The sequence below is a fragment of the Polaribacter sp. R2A056_3_33 genome, assembly GCF_019278485.1.
In the GTDB taxonomy this organism is placed as follows: domain Bacteria; phylum Bacteroidota; class Bacteroidia; order Flavobacteriales; family Flavobacteriaceae; genus Polaribacter.
Genome location: NZ_CP058984.1, coordinates 3,002,620 through 3,021,270, shown reverse-complemented (window position 1 = coordinate 3,021,270; position 18,651 = coordinate 3,002,620). Strand labels below are relative to the sequence as shown.

Sequence of the window (18,651 nt, the reverse complement as noted above, 5' to 3'; positions counted from 1 at the left end):
TATTTCAACTAAGCAACATAATTTTAAACGATGGATAATATTTTAGACAAAGCAAAACAATGGTTAACAGCTACTTTTGATGCTGAAACTCAAACTGAAATTCAAGAATTAATTAACAATAATCCTGATGCCTTAGCAGATAGATTCTACAAAGACATGGAATTTGGAACTGGAGGAATGCGTGGAGTTATGGGTGCTGGAACCAACAGAATTAACAAATATACATTAGGTAGAGCAACTCAAGGCTTGTCTAATTACTTAATAGAAAACGTAAAAAAAGAACAATTAAGCGTAGTAATTGCGTACGATTGTAGACATAACAGTAAAAAGTTTGCTAAAGTAGTTGCAGATGTTTTATCTGCAAATAATATAAAAGTATTTCTTTTTGAAGATTTACGTGCAACTCCAGAATTGTCTTTTGCCGTTCGTCACTTAGGTTGCGATGCTGGTATCGTTTTAACGGCTTCTCACAACCCGCCAGAATATAACGGTTACAAAGTATATTGGGCAGATGGAGGACAAATTGTTCCTCCACATGATGGTGGAATTATTGGAAAAGTAAATGCATTAGATTTTTCTGAAATTAAATTTGATGCAAACGAAAGTTTAATTGAAGTAATTGGTAAAGAAGTTGATGATATTTTTATTGAAGCATCTGTAAAAAATGGTTCTTTATCTGATAAAGTAGATCGTAAAAATTTAAAAATTGTATTTACATCTTTACACGGAACTTCTATAGTTTCTGTGCCTGATGCATTAGCTAAAGCAGGATATACAGATGTACATATTGTTGAAGAACAAAGAGAACCAGATGGAGATTTCCCAACTGTAAAATCTCCAAACCCAGAAGAGCCAGAAGCTTTAAAAATGGCAACTGATTTAGCAAACAAAGTTGGTGCAGATATTGTTATTGGTACCGACCCAGATTGCGACAGATTAGGTGTAGCTATTAGAGACACAGACGGAAACATGAAATTAATGAATGGGAACCAAACAATGGTTGTTATGACTGAATTCTTGTTGAAGAAGTGGAAAGAAGAAGGCAAAATGAACGGAAAACAATTTGTAGGATCAACTATTGTTTCTACGGAGTTGGTTAATGATGTTGCTGCAAGTTATGGTGTTGAAACCAAAGTTGGTTTAACTGGTTTTAAATGGATCGCTAAAATGGTTAGAGATTTTCCAGAGCTAGACTTTATTGGTGGTGGTGAAGAAAGTTTTGGATACATGGTTGGTGGTTTTGTAAGAGATAAAGATGCAGTAACTGCAACACTTTTAGCTTGTGAAGTTGCTGCGTATGCTAAACAAAACGGAAGTTCTTTTTACGAAGAGTTATTAGCTATTTATGTTAAAAACAACTTCTATAAAGAGCATTTAATTTCAATTACTAAAAAAGGAATGGATGGTGCTGCAGAAATTCAGCAAATGTTAAGCGATATGCGTAACAATCCATTGACTGAAATTGATGGAGAAAAAGTAGAATCTCTTTCTGATTACGACGCATCAACTAGAAAAAACTTAATAACTGGTGAGGTAACAAACATCGATTTACCAAAATCTAATGTCTTAATTTATCAAACCGAATCTGGAACAAGAATTGCGGCGAGACCAAGTGGAACAGAACCAAAAATAAAGTTTTACTTTAGTGTGAATACATCTTTAGATACTAAAGAAAACGCTACTTCTATAGAAGCTGCTTTAGATGCAAAAATTCAAAGAATTATTAAAGAAATGAAATTGAATTAATGGGCTATTTTAAGGACATTCTAAAATATGAGAAAAAGTATCGAAAATTTACTATTTTAAATATTCTATTTAATATACTTTACGCAGTTTTTAATGTGCTTTCTGTATTGGCGTTTATTCCTGTTCTAAAAATTTTATTTGGAGAAGAAAGAGTAGCCGTTTCAAAGCCGATTTATACGGGTATCGGAAATATTGGTAGTTATCTAGAAAATGAATTTAACTACTTTATTTCTCAAAAAATTATTAATGACGGCGAAATAAACGTGCTTTTATTTATTTGTTTATTATCACTGTCATTATTCTTTTTTAAAAATTTATTTAGATATCTAGCTTCTTATGCAATTGCTTTTTTAAGAACAGGAATTGTAAAAGATTTAAGAGATAATTTGTACAATAAAATTGTAGAACTCCCTATTGCCTATTTTTCAGAAAAAAGAAAAGGAGACATTATAGCTCGTATGACTGGAGATGTGCAAGAAGTAGAAAACTCAATAATAAGCTCTGTACAAACCATTGTTAGAGAACCTTTAACAGTTGTTATTTCTATAACAATTATGCTGTACATGAGTTTAAAATTAACATTGTTTGTTTTTGTTTTATTACCCGTTTCTGGTTTTATAATATCATCTATTAGTAAAAAGTTAAAATCGAAATCGGCAAAAGCACAAAAGGAAACTGGTAATTTCTTATCTTTTATTGAAGAAACATTAACTGGATTAAAAATTATTAAAGGCTTTAATGCAGAACATGTAATCGCAAAAAAATTCAATAACTCAACACTTCATTTTAAGCAATTAATGACAAGTGTTTATCACAGGCAAACATTAGCTTCACCTATGAGTGAGTTTTTAGGATCGGCAACAATTATAGCGATTCTCTGGTATGGTGGTACAGAAGTTTTGTCTAATACAGGTAATTTAAAAGCGAGTCAGTTTTTAGGGTACATTGTACTTTTTTACACTGTTTTAAATCCTATAAAATTAATTACGACCACCTTTTATAACATTCAAAAAGGAGAGGCTTCTGCAGAAAGAATTATGACGGTTCTTAATACAGAAAACACCATTAAGGACAAGCCGAACGCAATTATAAAACAAGACTTTACAAATAAAATAGAATTTAAAAATATCTCTTTTAAGTATAAAGATGAATATGTTTTAAAAAACTTTTCTTTAACGATTAATAAAGGAGAAACCGTTGCTTTAGTGGGGCAATCTGGAAGTGGAAAATCTACCTTGGCAAATTTAATCACTCGTTTTTATGATGTTAATAAAGGGGATGTACTTATTGATAACAACAATATTAAAGACATTACTAAAAAGTCTTTAAGAAATTTAATGGGTATTGTTTCTCAAGATTCTATTCTATTTAATGATACGATTACCAATAATATTAAATTAGGAACACAGCAGGCAACTGATGATGCGGTTTTAGAAGCTGCAAAAATTGCTAATGCAGACGAGTTTATTCAGAATTTACCTGAAAAATACGATACAAATATTGGTGATAGTGGAAACACACTTTCTGGCGGACAAAAACAACGTTTGTCTATTGCAAGAGCAGTTTTAAAGAATCCTCCAATAATGGTTTTAGACGAGGCTACTTCTGCCCTAGACACAGAATCGGAACAATTGGTACAACTTGCTTTAGAAAAAATGATGAAAAACAGAACATCTTTAGTAATTGCACACAGACTATCTACTATACAAAAAGCAGATAAAATTGTAGTACTTAAAAAAGGTAAAATTGTAGAGCAAGGTAAACACGACGAATTACTTGCTAAAAAAGGAGAGTACTTTAAGTTGGTTACTATGCAGAGTTTATCATAGTGCCAACTAAGTTACCTTATCTAATCCGTTTAAACAGTAATAGTTTTTTTTTAGTTTTTTATTCTTAAGAATCTGTTTATTAAATAATAAATCTTCTTTAGAATATTTTTCTTTATGAAATAAATGATAAACAATAGCTTTGTTTTTTACAGATTTACCTTTAATACCAATAGACTTAAGCCTCCATTCAATATCATTATCTTCACCTACTGCCGCTCTTTGATAATCTTCATCAAAACCATTTACTTTATAAATTGTCTTTTTAGAGATTCCCCAATTACATCCAAGCAGCCATTTTTTATCACTATTGTAAGACAAATTTAAAAATGGACTATAAACTCCAATTTTTTTCTTTTTGCTTTTTGAAAATAAAACATTAGGCAAATCTAACAGTTTTAAATTAAATGTTTTTTTAAGCTTTGATGTAAGTCTTTCTGAAAGCATCACCCTACGTCCCTTTAACATAACGTCTTCTTCAAAATTTTTTATGTAGGCTTTTATAAAATGTTTATGAGGAACACAATCTCCATCAATAAAAACCAATAAATCACCTTGAGCCAATTTAGTAGATTTATTTAGCATCATGTTTTTTCTAAACCCTACATCTTTATCTTGATTTGTGTGCTTTATTGGGAAATTATAGTCTTTTTTACAGTTTTCTAAAAAAGTAAATGTATCTTCATTATAATCATCTTCAGAAACAATGACCTCAAAATTAGTTTCACTTTGATTTTGTAAAGCTTTTAAAATTAAGTTGAGATTAATTTTATTTTTATAATAAGAAATAATTACAGATACTTTCATTTTTTATCTAAATTTTCAAACCCAATTCTTTTCCTTTTTCAATCATAAAATCATAAGATGCTTGCTTTTCATTTGGTATTTCTCCTTCTAAAATAGCCTCTTTAATAGCTTCTTTAATTTGACCTATTTCTCTACAAGGTCTTAAATTAAAAGCTTCCATAATTTCTTCACCAGTAACTGGTGGTTGAAAATTACGTACTTGATCTCTCTCCTCTACCTCTTTTATCTTGATTCTTACCAACTCAAAATTTTGGTGATAACGTTTAAATTTCTTGGGGTTTTTAGTTGTAATATCTGCCTCACACAGAGTCATTAAAGAATTGATATCATCTCCAGCATCAAAAACCAAACGTCTAACTGCAGAATCTGTAACTTCCGTTGCTAAAACAATAGGCCTAGAACTTAACATGACCATTTTCTGAACAAATTTCATTTTGTTATTCATAGGCATTTTTAAACGCTTGAATAACTTATACACCATTTTAGAACCTACAAATTCATGAGCATGAAAGGTCCAACCTACTTTTTTACTAAATTTTTTAGTTGGTGCTTTTCCGATATCATGCAATAATGCCGCCCATCTTAACCAAACATCTTCTGTATTTTCAGAAATATTATCAACCACTTCTAAAGTGTGGTAAAAATTATCTTTGTGTTTCTGCCCTTCTACTTCCTCCACTCCTTTTAGAGCCATTAACTCAGGTAATATTTGCTTTAACAAACCTGTTTGTTCTAACAATAAAAAACCAATTGATGGTTTTGGAGATGACAAAATTTTATTCAATTCGTCCACAATTCTTTCACGAGTAATAATTTTTAATCGATAAGCATTTCTAGAAATTGCATCTAAAGATTCTCTATCAATATTAAAATTTAATTGCGTAGTAAAACGAATGGCCCGCATCATTCTTAGGGGATCATCAGAATACGTAATATCTGGATTTAAAGGTGTTTTAATCACCTTACTTTTCAAGTCCTCTATTCCATTGAAAGGATCTAATAAAGCGCCAAAACTATCTTCATTTAAACTTAAAGCCAACGCATTAATCGTTAAATCTCTTCTATTTTGATCGTCTTGTAAATTACCTTCTGTAACATCAGGATTTCTACTATCTTCAGAATACGATTCTTTTCTAGCGCCAACAAATTCAACTTCTACATCATTATAACGTAACATTGCAGTTCCGTAGGTCTTAAAAACTTGTACCTTGGGTTTATTTGGCAACAGTTTAGATACTTTTTGAGCCAACTCAATACCACTACCAACCGCTACAACATCAATATCTTTAGAGTTTCCTCTTTTTAAAAAAAAATCACGGACATAACCGCCAATTACATAACTCTCTATTTGTAACTCTTTGGATGCTTTGGATATAACATTAAATATTTCTAGAGAAATGGCTTCTTTAAAGAATTGTTTATGCATGAATTTATGCTCTTAAAGTTCGAATATAAGTCACCAATCTATAAGTAATTGGTCATTTTACATTCATGTTAATTTACCGCAAATTTACTATATAAAACATGCTACACAAAAAAATGAATTACTTTTTCTTAAAATGATTCTAAGGTAATAGTTAGCAATACAATTACTATAGTAATAATCTCTCGGATAAATAATAAGTAATAAAAACAACTTAGTGATTTGTATCTATAAGTACTTTGTTTTATTCAAGTCTTTAGCAATAAATATAAATTAAAACCGATGCTAGATTCTCTCAAATATTGAAATGAACTTTATAACTGTGTATTCTAAAAATACTATCTTTGCGCTCCTATATAATACCTATGTTTCAAAAAATTCCGAGTTACATAAAATACATTTTTACAAATGTATTTTTTCTATTTATTTTCGCAGTACTTTTTAGAGGAATCTTCTACCTTCTATTTATACAAGTAGAAGATCTTGATCCACTAAAATTACAAAAAGCTATTTTCTTAGGTATACGTTTTGATTTAAAACTTGCCGTTATTGCTTTTTTCCCACTAGCGATATTACTTTTAATCACTAATTTTCGTTTTTTTGAAAGGAAAATTTATAAAAAGATAGCGAATACATATCTCGTTTTAACTTATTTGACCTTAACTTTATTTTACTTATTTGACCTTGGTTATTATGAGTATTTAGGAATTCGATTAGATGCTTCTTCACTTCGATTTTTAGGTAATTTAAAAATATCTAGTCAAGTTTTAGTTGAAAGTTACCCTATTTATAAAGGACTTATAGGGTTGATAATCTTATGTTTTATCATCTATAAATATGCTAATTTTGTATATAATATATTTTCAAAAGCACATCAAGAAATAACAAAAAAAGTAAAAGCAGTAATTATTATTCTAACCATACTCGTTTTATCTTTTGGTATCTATAACAGTATTACACACTATCCATTGCGCTGGAGTGAGGCTTTTTTCTCTAAAAACACTACCGTAAATCAATTTGCATTAAACCCTGTTTTATATTTCTTTGATAGTTTTTCATTTAGAAGTGAAGGTGCTAATATTGAAAAATTTAAAGCTTATTACCCTGTAATTGCAAAACACTTAAACTTACCAAAAGACACTATAAATTTTGCAAAGAAAGTAACTTTTAAAGAACCATATAAAGAGAAGCCAAATGTAATTTATGTAATGCTAGAATCTACAGGAACGGCAACATTGAGTCATTATGGTAATCCTTTAAACTCTAGCCCAAAAATGGATTCTATTATAAAGGAAAGTTTAAGCTTCTCTAAATTCTATGTTCATAAACCAGGTACAGCAGCAAGCGTTTTTGCTAGTGTTACGGGGTTACCAGATATAGAGGATGTAAAAACGGCTTCTAGAAACCCTATGATTATAGATCAACGTATTATTTTTGATCAGTATGAAGGGTATCAAAAACAATATTTTATAGGTGGCTCTGCAAATTGGGCGAATATAAGAGGCGTATTTCAATCGAATGTAAAAGATTTACAAATTTTTGAAGAAGGTAGTTTCGAAGAAGAAAACAGAGCTGATGTTTGGGGAATTGATGATTACGATTTATTTAAAGAGTCTGACAAAGAATTTAAAAAACTACATGAAAGCGGAAAACCTTTTGTTGCTTACATTCAAACAGCAACAAACCACATGCCTTTTACAGTACCTGACAAAAAAGAAAGTTTTAAACCTATTTTAGAGGACGAAATAGACGAAAAAACCTTGTCAAAAGGTGGTTTTAGATCTTTAGGACAATTAAACGCAATTAGATATTTAGATTTTAATGTTGCACGTTTTTTAGAAAGAGCTAAAGAAACTGGTTATTATAACAATACTATTTTTGTCTTTTTTGGCGATCATAGAGGAGGTATGAAAAAACTAAATTTCTTAAAAAATAATCAAGATGATTTAGGGATACAAGTGCATAATGTGCCGTTTTTTATTCATGCCCCAAAATATGTAAAACCTCAAGTAGTTGATAAATATGCTAAATTAATAGATGTGTTTCCTACGGCAACAAGTATCGCTAAAGTAGACTATACAAATTATACTTTAGGAAGAGACCTATTAGATAGTACCAACACAGATACTGCTGCTTTTGTCTACTTACAAAGTAAAGGAGAAAAAGGAGTTGGAATATTAAAAGATAATTTTTATTACGAGAAAACAAACATCTCTAAAAAAACGAGTTTGTACAGTTTAGATACAAATACAGTAAAAGATATTCAGTTAGAGAAGCCTGAGGTTGCGCAACAAATGGATAGCCTTTTATCGGCTTACTACTATACAACCAAATATTTATATTTTAACAACAAGAAAATACCTAAATCTACAACTGTAGACTAAATACTTAAAGCTATAATTGGACTTCAAAATAATTACTCGTATTTATTTTGAAGCCAATTTTTTATATAAATTAGTTTTTCTGAAGGACATTGGTCTAAACTCTGCATACATAAAAAGAGTTTATTTTGATTTTTCTCAGCTCTTTTAATTTTATTCTTAATAAAAAAAAGAGGTTTTTTATAGCTCTGAAAATAAACCAAATTATAATTATTTTTTTTAATTGAGGTTTTATTCTTTATCTCTAAATGATTAGCTAAACTTTGAGCGATATACTGACTATCACTTCTAAATCTTGGCTTAATATTTAAAACCTCCAACGACTGATTATCTTTATAAAAATTCTCAAAAGTCGACTTTATTAAAGGTTGAGGTGTATGATGAAATTTAAAGTATTTTTTTAAACCTAAGATTTGGGCTGCTTTTTGTTGTGCAATTTTATGCCCAACTCTTTTCTCTTTTTTTTGTTTCTTAAAAATATTTTTTATTTTTTTATATAAAACATCACTATCAAATCTTAACCAACTCCCCCTTAATACAGGTAAATCACCTATAAAAAAATCTTCTACTTTTGTTTTCTTTAGTAAAAAAAAATCATCGTTAAAATAAATAAACCTTTCTGATAAACCGGGTATTTTATATAACCTTGTTTCTATTGACCTAGAATTGAACGTTGGTAAAAAGTTTTCATGATTTTTAAATATATCTTTATGATCTATAATCTTCACTTTGGAATAAAGTGATGAATTCTTTTTTAAAAATTGAGGTGTCTGATTATCTGTAACTATATAAATATGTCTTATAAATGTAGCATACTTTAAAATAGACTTTACACAAAATTCGATTTCACCGATTTGCCCATAACGCAGATTAATTCCCTTAGGAGATAGTATAATTTTATCATCTAAATATCTTCTCATTTTGGCTTTATGTAGGGGATCATTTCCATCTACCCAAGTAATAACAGCATCAATAACAATTCCTTTAGATTCTTCCATTTAAATGCTTCTTATTATTTAATAACCATAACTTAATATACCTCGTTAACACACCATAAGCTTGTGTTTTTGCAACTAAAAAACCTGTAAAACCATCTAAAAACCCAAGGCGGATAAAATAATGAATAAAAAACCTTGCAGAGGGTTTTATCATTACATGATAAATATTCACTTTAGCTCCTCTTTCATGTAATTCTTTGGCTCTAATTGCTGCATAATGATTCATTTTAGAAATATAATGATCATAATTTCTATATGAAAAATGGTCTATTTTATGTTTAAAAAAACCAATTTCTCCATTCGCTGCAATTCTTTCATGAACAGCTCCTTTATAATTGCAATGTTCTTTTAAAAATAAACGAATTACTTTATCTCTCTGAAAACCAGAATAATTTACCTTTTTTTCGCAAAAATAGAAAGTCCTTCTTACATAAAAACCGACAAAACCATTCGGGTTTTTAACCGCTTCTAAAATTTCTTTTTTTACTTCTGGCGTAACTCTTTCATCTGCATCTAAAATATAAATCCAGTTATGTGCTGCTTGGTCAATTGCAAAGTTTTTTTGAGAAGAAAAATCATCAAACTTTCGCTTGATGATTTTTACATGTAGCTTTTCAGCTATTTCTAAAGTTTTATCTGTACTATAAGAATCTATAACAATAATTTCATCTGCAAAACTTACTGATTTAATAGCATCAGCAATATGAATTTCTTCATTTAATGTAGGTATAATTGCTGTGATTTTTGTCATAGTACCTAATTCTTAAACGGCTACATCATATTCACGTAACGCATCGTTTAAAGAAGTCTTTTTATTGGTACTTTCTTTTCTCTTTCCTATAATTAAAGCACATGGCACATTGAAATCTCCTGCTGGAAATTTCTTTGTATAACTACCAGGAATCACTACAGAACGAGCAGGAACAACCCCTTTAGTTTCTACAGGTACATCACCAGTAACATCAATAATTTTAGTACTCATTGTTAATACAACATTTGCACCTAAAACTGCTTCTTTTTCTACTCTTACACCTTCTACAACAATACATCTAGAACCAACAAAAACTCCGTCTTCTATAATTACAGGTGCCGCTTGTAATGGTTCTAAAACACCACCAATACCTACTCCACCAGAAAGATGAACGTTTTTACCAATTTGTGCACAAGAACCAACCGTAGCCCAAGTATCTACCATAGTACCTTCATCTACATACGCACCAATATTTACATAACTTGGCATTAAAATAGTACCTGGTGAAAGATAAGATCCTTTACGAGCAGACGCTCCAGGAACTACACGAACTCCCTGTGCTGCGTAATCTGTTTTTAAAGGCATTTTATCGTGGTATTCGAAAATACCAGCTTCTAAAGTTTCCATTTTTTGAATAGGGAAATATAAAACTACCGCTTTTTTTACCCATTCATTTACTTGCCAACCATCCGTTGTTGGTTCAGCAACTCTTAATTCTCCTTTATCTAATAAATCAACAACTTTTCTAATTGTGTTAATTGTATTTTCTTCTTTTAACAACTCGCGGTTTTCCCAAGCTGACTCTATGATTTCTCTAATTTCTTTCATTGTAATATGTATATTTTCGCAAATATAAATCTATCCACAAAAACGTGGACAAATATACGTTTTTTAAACAGATTATTACATCTTGTTTAAAATACAATTATCATTTATCTTAGAGAAAATACATAAGACTGTTTTGTCTTTAGAATCAAGAACTAAGGCTTGATTGTAACTATCTGACAAACAAATGTTTTTTAAATGATTGACAATAAAATTGAATTGTTTCATGCCTATGCAGGTACTAGGAGAATAAAATTGAATTTAACTAGACATTTTGGGAGTTTATATGGCATAAAACAAAAAAAACGTTAACTAATTGATAATATTTAAATTAAACAGTAGTAATTATATTATAACTTTTATTTTTGCAAAAAACATTTAATTTGGGTAAAATTCTCGCCATCGATTTTGGTAAAAAAAGAACAGGTATTGCAGTTACAGATGAACTACAAATTATTGCCTCTGGTTTAACAACCGTGAACACCGATGATTTAATTCCTTTTCTGAAAAAATATATTTCTGAAAATAAAGTAGATCTTTTTCTGGTAGGAAAACCGAAACAGATGAATAATACCGATAGTGAAAGTGAAGTTTTAATACTTCCGTTTCTAAAAAAACTAGAAAACCAAATACCTCAAATTCCACTGTTAAGAATTGATGAACGTTTTACTTCTAAAATGGCTTTTCAAACGATGATTGATGGAGGCTTAAATAAAAAGCAACGTAGAAATAAAGCTTTGGTTGATGAAATTAGTGCTACCATTATTTTACAGTCTTATTTATATAGTAAGTAATAAAACGCAAAATTGTTTGATTGTTTGCTAATGCTATTCTATTAGTTAAGCAACTTTTACAATTAAGTTTTTTCATGCAAAGAATGAGAAACTCACTTTAAACAATAGGTTCTTTTTAGATGTTTTAACCTTATTAGAGTAAAGACAAAACTGTTTAAAAAATAAAACTCAAAAAAAAATAAAATCCAATTTCAAAAAATTCGTAATTCGTAATTGTAAATTGTATTTTTGCCAATCTTAAAAATAAAGAAATGATATTACCAGTTGTAGCTTACGGAGATCCTGTTTTACGAAAAATGTCCGTAGAAATTGATGCAGATTATCCTAATTTAGAAAAATTGATTTCTAATATGAAAGAAACCATGTACAATGCTTCTGGTGTTGGTTTGGCAGCTCCTCAGATTGGTAAAGCAATCCGTTTATTTGTTATTGATGCTTCTCCTTTTGCTGAAGATGAGGATTTATCTGAAAAGGATAGAGCAGCTTTAAAGGATTTTAATAAAGTATTTATAAATGCTAAAATATTAAAGGAAGAAGGTGACGAATGGGCTTTTAACGAAGGATGTTTAAGCATTCCGGATGTTAGAGAAGATGTTTTTCGTCAGCCAGAAATTACTATTGAATATCAAGATGAAGATTTTAAAACTCATACAGAAACTTTAGACGGTTTAGCTGCAAGGGTTTTTCAACATGAATACGACCATATAGATGGAGTCTTGTTTACAGACAAACTCTCTTCCCTTAAAAAGAGGTTGATAAAAAAGAAATTAGAAAATATTTCTAAAGGGAAAGTTAATGCAGACTACAGAATGCGTTTCCCAAATGCAAAAAAAGGTAAATAACAAAAAACCATGTCTTTTTCTAGCTCAGTCACAAACTAATTGTTTTTGATTTAAGAAAACGTTTGTCTGTTCTGGAAATGACATCTAATAAAATATACAAAAATGGAATTTAACAAAATTATTGCCGTAACTGGTAAACCTGGATTATTTCAAGTAATCTCACAATCTAAAAATGCAGTAATCGCAGAATCTTTAGTAGAAAAAAAACGTGTAGCAATTAATGCTGCTCAAAACGTTAGCTTGTTAGAAAACATAGCAATTTACACGTATGAAGAAGATGTGCCTTTATTAAACATTTTTACTTCTATGTATGAAAAAACAGAAGGTAAAGAGGCTTTATCTCATAAAGAAAGTAGCAAAAATTTAATTGCATTTTTCTCTGAGGTTTTACCTGGTTATGATGAAGAAAGAGTATATGCTTCTAACATAAAAAAAGTAATTCAATGGTTTAATATTTTAGTAAAAGCTGGCATGGAATTTCCTAAAGTTGAAGAAGTATCTGCTGAAGAAACTGAAAAATAGTATTCAGTATTCAGTATTCAGTATTCAGTATTCAGTATTCAGTATTCAGTATTCAAAACTAAAAAAATGAATAGCAGAAAAGAACAATTAGCGGCTTTTAATAGATTGTTAGATATTATGGACGATCTTCGTGAGAAGTGTCCGTGGGATAAAAAACAAACTTTAGAAAGCTTACGTCATCTTACTATTGAAGAAACGTATGAATTGGCCGATGCTATTCTAGATAATGACTTACAAGAAATTAAAAAAGAATTAGGCGATGTGCTTCTGCACATCGTCTTTTATGCTAAAATTGGAAGCGAAAAAAAGGCTTTTGATATTGCTGATGTTGCCAATGCAATTTGCGACAAATTAGTACACAGACACCCACATATTTACGGAGATGTTGTTGCTGAAACAGAAGAAGAAGTAAAACGTAATTGGGAACAATTAAAATTAAAAGAAGGAAATAAATCTGTTCTAGAAGGTGTTCCTAAAAGTTTACCTGCTGTTGTAAAAGCAAGTAGAATTCAAGAAAAAGTAAAAGGTGTTGGTTTCGATTGGGAAAAACCCGAACAAGTTTGGGAAAAAGTACAAGAAGAACTTACAGAACTAAACGAAGAAGTAAAAGCAGGAAACCAAGAAAACACAGAGAAAGAGTTTGGTGATGTCTTGTTTTCTATGATTAATTACGCTCGCTTTATTGGCGTAAATCCAGAAAATGCTTTAGAAAAAACGAATAAGAAGTTTATTAATCGTTTTCAATTTCTAGAACAAGAAGCTAAAAAAGAAGGCAAGGAACTTGCTGATATGTCTTTAACTGAAATGGATGTGTATTGGGAGAAATCTAAAGAATTTTTTAAGTAAAAAAAAACTAGACTATTTTCTATATCAAGTTGATGATTACAGTCGAAACCTTAATTTACTTATTCTTCTTCGGGTAAAATTGCGATTCTAAAAACCCTAATCCATATCCTAAAAACTGGGTTAAAGAAGTTAAGATACTCAAGAAAGCTACATACAAACTCCTATTCTGCACTAAAGAATCTAAGAAGACAAGCAGAAAATAAAATCCGTAGAAATACAACAATTGGTTATAGCCCAAAATGGCTAAAATGATACTCACATCAATTCCAATTATAAACAAAGAAGGAAACCAATAGGTCGGTTTTGCAGTTGTGGGATATTTTTTATTCAAGATAGGTCTAGCTGTTCCAAAACCAAAGGTCTGTTTAAAAAATTGCTGAATAGAGCTTCTTCTTTTATGATACACAAAAGCTTTTTCTATTAACTGTGTTTCACAATCGTTTTCCCAAAGTCGGAATGTTAAATCGATATCTTCTCCGTTTTTCATTTTAGAAAAACCCTGTGTCTTTTTAAAAGCTATCTGAGACAACCCCAAGTTAAAACTTCTTGGTTGAAATTTGCCGACAGCTTGTTTTTTACCTCTAATTCCACCTGTAGTTAACACAGAAGTCATCGAGTAATTAATTGCTTTCTGTAACGAAGTAAAACTTTTATGCGCTGTATCTGGCCCACCAAAAGCATCTGTAAAATTAGTTTCTAAGGCTTTTTGTACTTCGGATAAATACTGTACTGGAACAATAACATCAGAATCCAAAATAATAAAATAATTTCCTGAAGCATTTTGCATTCCGAAATTACGGCTCGCTCCTGCCCCACTGTTTTCTTTAAAAAAGTATTTTAAATCTAATTCAGTTTTATACTTCTCAACAATTAAATCACTTTTATCAGTAGAACCATCCTCTATAATTAAAACTTCAAAATCATCAGAAAAATCTTGTTTTGTAAGACTTTCTAACAACTCCTCTATTTCATTAGGACGATTGTAAACTGGAATTATTAAGGAAAAATTGAGACTCAAATTATAAATATTTTCAACGTTTTAAATGTTAAACTAATTTAAAACAATCTTGTAAATGTAAAAAATTGAACGCTCATAAATCAAAAAAACAACAAAAAAAACAGATAGATTTAGCTTAGTATAATTGAAAATGCCATCAGAATAAAAATAAAACCACTAATTTTATTTAACCAAACATTAAAATTAGGATTACTCTGTAACTTTTGAGAAAAAAGACTCGCAAAAAAAGACAATCCTAAATACCAAACTGTACCAATAGGCGTAAATGTAAAACCTAATAAAAAAAAAGCCCTGGATTTTCTATTTCTAAAGGATTAATAAACAGTGGAAAGAAGGTAAAAAAAAACATCAATTTTATATATCTAAAAACATACGATTTATTTAGTTAGATGAGCAAATAGATTTGTTTATCCATTAGAGAAAAAACGATCAAAAAGATTATTGAATTTAGCAAATTGGTAAAATAAGAAGTAAAAGGATATTTTTTTATTTGAAAATCGTGCTTTTCAAAATAAACGCTATATTATACCCAAATAAATCAAACGTTTTTGATAGCATGGTAGAAGCCTATTTTTTGAAAAAAGATACTGCCAATGCAATTATCAACTTTAAAAAAGCGTTAGCTATTAAACCAGAAAATAAAGATTCTGAACGTTTTTTAAAGAAAATAACAAAGAAATAAATGACACTAGAAGAACTAAAATATCCGATAGGAAGAACAAATATTCCAAAAAACATCACAAATAAAAATATTGAAGATTGGGTTTCTATTTTGGAAAGATTTCCTCAAGAACTAGAATTCCTAACCAAAGACCTATCTGACAAACAATTAGACACACCGTACCGTAAGGGCGGCTGGACAATTAGACAGGTAATACATCATTGTTATGACAGTCATCATAATTCATATACGCGTTTTAAATGGGCTTTAACAGAAGACAAACCTGTTATAAAAGCCTATTATGAAGAACGTTGGGCAGAATTAGAAGATTCTAAATCTGACCCTGTATTTTTATCAATTGATGCTTTAAAAGCCTTACATTCTAAATGGGTGTATTTCTTACGTAAATTGACGGATGCACAGTTAAACAAAATATTTATTCATCCATCTGGAAATAAAGAAGTTAGTTTAAAAGAAAACATTTGTATCTATGCTTGGCATAGTAAGCACCATTTTGCACATATAGAAGAATTGATGATTCGTGAAGGTTGGAAATAAAAACGACTTATGAAAACAGCTAAAGAATATTTTGATGAATATGCAGTTAGTCATCAAAACGAAACAAACCAAGCGATACATTACATTTGTGTTCCTTTAATTTTTTTTAGTGTTATTGGTTTACTCATGAGTATACCAACAACATTTTTAGAAAACACATTAAACTTATCTAATCCTTTAATAGAAAATTGGGCTGTAATAGTTGGTCTTGTTATTTCTATTTTTTATTTGCGTTTAGGTTTTTGGTATTTTATAGAAATGTCTTTGATAATTTTAATAACAATTGCAGCCAATTTTTGGCTAAGTAATCAAGTAAACCTGCTTTTCGCATCTTTAATTATTTTTATTTTAGCTTGGATTGGCCAGTTTTATGGACATAAAGTAGAAGGTGCAAAACCATCATTCTTAAAAGATTTAGAATTTTTATTGATTGGTCCTTTATGGGTAATACAAAAATTAGGAAAGAAAAAATAAGGAATGAAAGAAGAAATTACCTTTGAAGATTTTTTAAAAGTTGATATTAGAATAGGAACTATTATTGAAGTCAATGATTTTCCTAAGGCAAGAAAACCTGCCTATCAACTAAAAATTGATTTTGGCGCATTGGGCATTAAAAAGTCTAGTGCGCAAATAACTGATTTATATACAAAAGATGATTTACTAAACAAACAAGTTTCTGTAATTGTAAATTTTAAACCTAGACAAATTGCCAACTTTATGAGTGAATGCTTAGTAATTGGTGTTTATAATACTGCAGGAGATGTGATTTTATTACAAGCCTCTAAAGAGATAAAAAACGGAGAGCAAGTTAATTAGTGGTTTAAGGTTTAAGGTTTAAGGAATTTAAAGCACCTCCACATAGAAACATAGGTTTATTTTACGCAAGAAGTACAATAGTTTCAGGTTTCAAGTTTCTTGAAATCTGTAAAACTAATTTATGTCAATGCCATAAAAATTAATTCTTCGGATTATTTAAAATGACTAAAGCTCCGATTACTCCAGGAATCCATCCGCAAAGCGTCAGTAAAAAAATAATAAAGAAAGAACCACAACCTTTATCTATCACAGAAAGTGGCGGAAAGAAAATAGCAAGTAATACCCTTATAAAACTCATTTTTATATTTAGTTGGTTACAGAAATAAGACGAACCAAAAATAAATTTGTTACAGAGAAATGCTAAAAAAATAAAGTTTAAATATGTTATTTTCTATTTATAACCTCAACAAAATCAACATTAAATAACAGAATAGACTTTATTTAAAATAAATTGTAAAAAAACTCAAAAAATATATCAATAAAAGTGACTATCTTTATAAAAACGTGTCTTAAACTATAGCATATAAAAATAAAGAATATGCTAACTAGTATTCTTAACTTTGCAAAAAACTAATCTATATTACTTATGAAAAAAATTTTATGTATTGTTTTATTTATTTCAGTAGCTATTGCATGTAAATCTACCTCTGCAGTTAGTACCAAATTAGACAATAAAACCGAACGTATTTTAAAAGGAAATTTTACAATGACTGCTGTTGACTTTCCTGGATCAGACTTTTTAAATGTAACTTCTTTTTACATAGCAGACTCTAAATGTTTTGTTGGTAGTGACTGGAGTTTTGTTTCAAATAACAACAAAGGAGAAATGGCACTTACTAGTCTAAGCACCTCTTGTAAAGAATTTAGTTCTCCAATAACTTGGTACCTAAATAAAGATGGAAAATTTGTTTTAAAAATCATTAACGACTACAAAGCAAAAGAAGTAAATAATGGTTTTGTTTTAGATATTATAAATGTAACAAAATCAAGCTTCCAATTGGTAGACCAAATTAACGTTGCAGGACAAACAAAAGATATTACTTACTCTTTTCAAAGAAAATAATTAAAAAAGAAACACAATGAAAAAATCAATAATTTATAGTTTATCAGTATTATTTATAACAGCAAGCATGCTAACCTCTTGTGAAGCTGTTAAAAATGCAAACAACACACAAAAAGGTGCTGGTATTGGTACTGCAGCAGGTGCTATTTTAGGTGCCGTAATTGGAAACAATGTTGGAAATGGTAAAAATTCTGAATTAGGCGCTGTTTTAGGTGGTGTAATTGGAGGTGTTACCGGTGGTGTAATTGGTAATAAAATGGACAAACAAGCTCGTGAAATAGAAGAAGCAATACCTGGTGCAGAAGTAGAAAGAGTTGGTGAAGGTATTATGTTAACTTTAGGTGAAAATGCCGTTAGATTTGATACTAATAAAGCTACATTATCTGTAGGAGCAAAAGCAAATTTAGAAAAATTAGTTCCTATTTTTAATAGTTACGAAAATACTAATATTGTTATTTATGGTTACACGGACAGCACTGGTAGAGTTGAATACAACCAAACTTTATCTGCAAAAAGAGCGAATTCTGTAAAAGAGTATTTAACCACTAAAGGTCTTGAAAATGCAAGATTTGAAACCAAAGGTTTAGGTGTTAATGATCCTATTGCAACAAACGAAACTGCAGAAGGAAGAAGTAAAAACAGACGTGTAGAGTTTGCTATTGTTGCCAATGAACAAATGATTCAAGAAGCACAAAAAGAAGCAGGAAACTAAATATAATCTTACTTTAATAAAAAGGCTACTCAAATGAGTGGCCTTTTTTGTTTCATCAAACT

General features: G+C 29.7%; 19 protein-coding genes. 12 read left to right on the top strand and 7 right to left on the bottom strand.

Features of this window, described 5'->3' with window-relative positions; genetic code table 11:
• Positions 1-30: 30 nt before the first annotated feature.
• Together H0I29_RS12645 and H0I29_RS12640 are read left to right on the top strand one after the other, a co-directional pair.
• Complete coding sequence (locus tag H0I29_RS12645) at positions 31-1,746, top strand: phospho-sugar mutase (RefSeq protein ID WP_218752633.1); 1,716 nt, start codon at positions 31-33, stop codon at positions 1,744-1,746.
• Complete coding sequence (locus H0I29_RS12640; RefSeq protein WP_218752632.1) at positions 1,746-3,575, top strand: ABC transporter ATP-binding protein; 1,830 nt, start codon at positions 1,746-1,748, stop codon at positions 3,573-3,575. Before H0I29_RS12645 ends, H0I29_RS12640 begins: the two co-directional genes overlap by 1 nt.
• Positions 3,576-3,581: 6 nt before the next feature.
• Here H0I29_RS12640 and H0I29_RS12635 read toward each other — a convergent pair whose 3' ends face one another.
• Together H0I29_RS12635 and H0I29_RS12630 are read right to left on the bottom strand one after the other, a co-directional pair.
• Complete coding sequence (locus H0I29_RS12635) at positions 3,582-4,379, bottom strand: glycosyltransferase (protein WP_218752631.1); 798 nt, start codon at positions 4,377-4,379, stop codon at positions 3,582-3,584.
• A 7-nt stretch (positions 4,380-4,386) separates the two neighbouring features.
• On the bottom strand, positions 4,387-5,805 hold the full coding sequence (locus H0I29_RS12630) for a CCA tRNA nucleotidyltransferase (RefSeq protein ID WP_218752630.1): 1,419 nt from the start codon (positions 5,803-5,805) through the stop codon (positions 4,387-4,389).
• 362 nt (positions 5,806-6,167) lie between these two features.
• Between H0I29_RS12630 and H0I29_RS12625 the strand changes: the two genes are divergently transcribed.
• Positions 6,168-8,186, top strand: coding sequence for an LTA synthase family protein (locus H0I29_RS12625; RefSeq protein WP_218752629.1), 2,019 nt, complete (start codon positions 6,168-6,170; stop codon positions 8,184-8,186).
• Between the two features lie 32 nt (positions 8,187-8,218).
• On the opposite strand, the gene H0I29_RS12620 is transcribed toward H0I29_RS12625, so the two are convergent.
• The 3 genes from H0I29_RS12620 to H0I29_RS12610 are packed head-to-tail and all read right to left on the bottom strand — an operon-like array spanning position 8,219 to position 10,760.
• Positions 8,219-9,181 carry a stealth family protein gene (locus tag H0I29_RS12620; RefSeq protein ID WP_218752627.1) on the bottom strand — a complete coding sequence of 321 codons (963 nt, stop codon included), beginning with the start codon at positions 9,179-9,181 and terminating at the stop codon, positions 8,219-8,221.
• A complete protein-coding gene (locus tag H0I29_RS12615) occupies positions 9,168-9,932 on the bottom strand; it encodes a glycosyltransferase family 2 protein (RefSeq protein WP_218752625.1) in 765 nt (254 codons plus the stop codon). The genes H0I29_RS12620 and H0I29_RS12615 overlap by 14 nt, the downstream gene beginning before the upstream one ends.
• Positions 9,933-9,944: 12 nt before the next feature.
• Positions 9,945-10,760 (bottom strand): 2,3,4,5-tetrahydropyridine-2,6-dicarboxylate N-succinyltransferase, encoded by an 816-nt coding sequence (locus H0I29_RS12610; protein WP_218733023.1) that lies wholly within the window; start codon positions 10,758-10,760, stop codon positions 9,945-9,947.
• Between the two features lie 380 nt (positions 10,761-11,140).
• Here H0I29_RS12610 and ruvX point away from each other — a divergent pair, with 380 nt between their 5' ends.
• The 4 genes from ruvX to mazG all read left to right on the top strand — a co-directional run bounded on the left by ruvX (position 11,141) and on the right by mazG (position 13,761).
• Entirely contained in the window at positions 11,141-11,551 is a 411-nt protein-coding gene (gene ruvX / locus H0I29_RS12605) for a Holliday junction resolvase RuvX (RefSeq protein ID WP_165730167.1), read from the top strand.
• A gap of 251 nt (positions 11,552-11,802) precedes the next feature.
• Positions 11,803-12,393, top strand: a complete 591-nt coding sequence (gene def, locus H0I29_RS12600; RefSeq protein WP_218733021.1) for a peptide deformylase — start codon at positions 11,803-11,805, stop codon at positions 12,391-12,393.
• Positions 12,394-12,495: 102 nt separating this feature from the next.
• Entirely contained in the window at positions 12,496-12,915 is a 420-nt protein-coding gene (locus H0I29_RS12595) for a DUF5606 domain-containing protein (protein WP_218752623.1), read from the top strand.
• A 66-nt stretch (positions 12,916-12,981) separates the two neighbouring features.
• Positions 12,982-13,761: a nucleoside triphosphate pyrophosphohydrolase gene (gene mazG, locus H0I29_RS12590; RefSeq protein WP_218733019.1), complete on the top strand. Its 780-nt coding sequence runs from the start codon at positions 12,982-12,984 to the stop codon at positions 13,759-13,761.
• 55 nt (positions 13,762-13,816) lie between these two features.
• Here mazG and H0I29_RS12585 read toward each other — a convergent pair whose 3' ends face one another.
• The gene (locus tag H0I29_RS12585; protein WP_218752622.1) at positions 13,817-14,779 is read right to left on the bottom strand and encodes a glycosyltransferase family 2 protein; all 963 of its coding nucleotides are present in this window, start codon (positions 14,777-14,779) and stop codon (positions 13,817-13,819) included.
• Positions 14,780-15,461: 682 nt separating this feature from the next.
• Here H0I29_RS12585 and H0I29_RS12580 point away from each other — a divergent pair.
• From H0I29_RS12580 to H0I29_RS12570, 3 genes are read left to right on the top strand one after another with little or no spacing between them, the layout of a single operon-like run.
• The gene (locus H0I29_RS12580; protein ID WP_218752621.1) at positions 15,462-15,998 is read left to right on the top strand and encodes a YfiT family bacillithiol transferase; all 537 of its coding nucleotides are present in this window, start codon (positions 15,462-15,464) and stop codon (positions 15,996-15,998) included.
• Positions 15,999-16,007: 9 nt separating this feature from the next.
• A complete protein-coding gene (locus H0I29_RS12575; protein ID WP_218752620.1) occupies positions 16,008-16,472 on the top strand; it encodes a DUF962 domain-containing protein in 465 nt (154 codons plus the stop codon).
• A 3-nt stretch (positions 16,473-16,475) separates the two neighbouring features.
• A complete protein-coding gene (locus H0I29_RS12570) occupies positions 16,476-16,814 on the top strand; it encodes a tRNA-binding protein (RefSeq protein ID WP_218733015.1) in 339 nt (112 codons plus the stop codon).
• 139 nt (positions 16,815-16,953) lie between these two features.
• Here H0I29_RS12570 and H0I29_RS12565 read toward each other — a convergent pair whose 3' ends face one another.
• A complete protein-coding gene (locus H0I29_RS12565) occupies positions 16,954-17,112 on the bottom strand; it encodes a YqaE/Pmp3 family membrane protein (protein ID WP_082864245.1) in 159 nt (52 codons plus the stop codon).
• Between the two features lie 288 nt (positions 17,113-17,400).
• On the opposite strand from H0I29_RS12565, the gene H0I29_RS12560 reads away from it, so the two are divergent.
• Together H0I29_RS12560 and H0I29_RS12555 are read left to right on the top strand one after the other, a co-directional pair.
• Complete coding sequence (locus tag H0I29_RS12560) at positions 17,401-17,877, top strand: lipocalin family protein (RefSeq protein WP_218752619.1); 477 nt, start codon at positions 17,401-17,403, stop codon at positions 17,875-17,877.
• 16 nt (positions 17,878-17,893) lie between these two features.
• Positions 17,894-18,589, top strand: coding sequence for an OmpA family protein (locus H0I29_RS12555; protein WP_218733013.1), 696 nt, complete (start codon positions 17,894-17,896; stop codon positions 18,587-18,589).
• Positions 18,590-18,651 lie beyond the last annotated feature (62 nt).

Excerpts from the sequence above, each read along its gene's own strand:
- H0I29_RS12645 (WP_218752633.1), top strand. The coding sequence starts at position 31 with ATGGATAATATTTTAGACAAAGCAAAACAATGGTTAACAGCTACTTTT.
- H0I29_RS12640 (WP_218752632.1), top strand. The coding sequence starts at position 1,746 with ATGGGCTATTTTAAGGACATTCTAAAATATGAGAAAAAGTATCGAAAA.
- H0I29_RS12635 (WP_218752631.1), bottom strand. The coding sequence starts at position 4,379 with ATGAAAGTATCTGTAATTATTTCTTATTATAAAAATAAAATTAATCTC.
- H0I29_RS12630 (WP_218752630.1), bottom strand. The coding sequence starts at position 5,805 with ATGCATAAACAATTCTTTAAAGAAGCCATTTCTCTAGAAATATTTAAT.
- H0I29_RS12625 (WP_218752629.1), top strand. The coding sequence starts at position 6,168 with ATGTTTCAAAAAATTCCGAGTTACATAAAATACATTTTTACAAATGTA.
- H0I29_RS12620 (WP_218752627.1), bottom strand. The coding sequence starts at position 9,181 with ATGGAAGAATCTAAAGGAATTGTTATTGATGCTGTTATTACTTGGGTA.
- H0I29_RS12615 (WP_218752625.1), bottom strand. The coding sequence starts at position 9,932 with ATGACAAAAATCACAGCAATTATACCTACATTAAATGAAGAAATTCAT.
- H0I29_RS12610 (WP_218733023.1), bottom strand. The coding sequence starts at position 10,760 with ATGAAAGAAATTAGAGAAATCATAGAGTCAGCTTGGGAAAACCGCGAG.
- def (WP_218733021.1), top strand. The coding sequence starts at position 11,803 with ATGATATTACCAGTTGTAGCTTACGGAGATCCTGTTTTACGAAAAATG.
- H0I29_RS12595 (WP_218752623.1), top strand. The coding sequence starts at position 12,496 with ATGGAATTTAACAAAATTATTGCCGTAACTGGTAAACCTGGATTATTT.
- mazG (WP_218733019.1), top strand. The coding sequence starts at position 12,982 with ATGAATAGCAGAAAAGAACAATTAGCGGCTTTTAATAGATTGTTAGAT.
- H0I29_RS12580 (WP_218752621.1), top strand. The coding sequence starts at position 15,462 with ATGACACTAGAAGAACTAAAATATCCGATAGGAAGAACAAATATTCCA.
- H0I29_RS12575 (WP_218752620.1), top strand. The coding sequence starts at position 16,008 with ATGAAAACAGCTAAAGAATATTTTGATGAATATGCAGTTAGTCATCAA.
- H0I29_RS12570 (WP_218733015.1), top strand. The coding sequence starts at position 16,476 with ATGAAAGAAGAAATTACCTTTGAAGATTTTTTAAAAGTTGATATTAGA.
- H0I29_RS12565 (WP_082864245.1), bottom strand. The coding sequence starts at position 17,112 with ATGAGTTTTATAAGGGTATTACTTGCTATTTTCTTTCCGCCACTTTCT.
- H0I29_RS12560 (WP_218752619.1), top strand. The coding sequence starts at position 17,401 with ATGAAAAAAATTTTATGTATTGTTTTATTTATTTCAGTAGCTATTGCA.
- H0I29_RS12555 (WP_218733013.1), top strand. The coding sequence starts at position 17,894 with ATGAAAAAATCAATAATTTATAGTTTATCAGTATTATTTATAACAGCA.